Source organism: Bacillus sp. LR--39 (genome assembly GCF_053613335.1).
In genome coordinates, this window is the sequence record NZ_JBSIOT010000498.1 from 1 (window position 1) to 921 (window position 921).

A 921-nucleotide genomic window follows, 5' to 3' on the forward strand; every position below is an offset into this window, starting at 1 on the left:
CGACGAGCTCCCTGATTTTGCCCGCGACAAATTGGCCTTCGCCAAATTCGTTGTCGCCTCTGAAGTAGGAGATTTTCGCCCCTTCGTCATTTTCGGTCCAGAGGTTTTTCGGCTTTCTGTTTGAGTTGTTCTGAATCACTTCATTGGCCGCGTTCAATATCCGCTTTGTCGATCTGTAGTTTTGTTCGAGCAGAATGACGCTCGCATTCGGATAGTCTTTTTCAAACGACAGGATGTTGGCGATATCCGCTCCGCGCCATCTGTAGATCGACTGGTCGGAGTCCCCGACAACGCAGATGTTTTGGAAGCGCTGCGCCATTTTTTTGACGAGCAAATACTGCGCCCTGTTCGTATCCTGATACTCATCGACATGAATGTATTGGAATTTCCGCTGGTAGTATTCAAGCACTTCCGGCACCCGGTCAAACAGGACAATCGTCGTCATAATCAAATCGTCAAAATCGAGCGACTGGTTTTTCCGCAGTTTCTTCTGATAATCTTTGTAGACATCGCTGACGACTTGTTCAAAAAAACCGCCAGCTGTTTTCTCGTATTCTTCCGGGGCGATCAACTCGTTTTTCGCACTGCTGATCGATCCTAGTATGCTTCTCGGATCGAATTTTTTCGGATCGATGTTTCTTTCTTTCAGGATTCCTTTAATGACGGAAAGCTGGTCAGACGTATCAAGAATCGAGAAATTCCGGTTGATGCCGATTCTGTCGATGTCTCTCCGCAAAATTCTGACGCACATGCTGTGGAACGTCGAAATCCAGATGTCATCCGCTCCCGGTCCGAGAATGCTTTCCACACGTTCTTTCATTTCTCTGGCCGCTTTGTTCGTAAATGTAATCGCCAGTATGTTCCACGGGGCAACGCGCTTCTCCGCCATTAAATACGCAATGCGGTGCGTCAATACCCGCG

1 protein-coding gene is annotated in these 921 nt (G+C 48.1%); it reads right to left on the reverse strand.

Annotation, left to right across the window (positions count from 1 at the left end; translation table 11 throughout):
• A partial coding sequence (locus ACWHAR_RS24440; RefSeq protein WP_452088102.1) for a UvrD-helicase domain-containing protein occupies window positions 1-921 on the reverse strand: 921 nt, incomplete at both ends.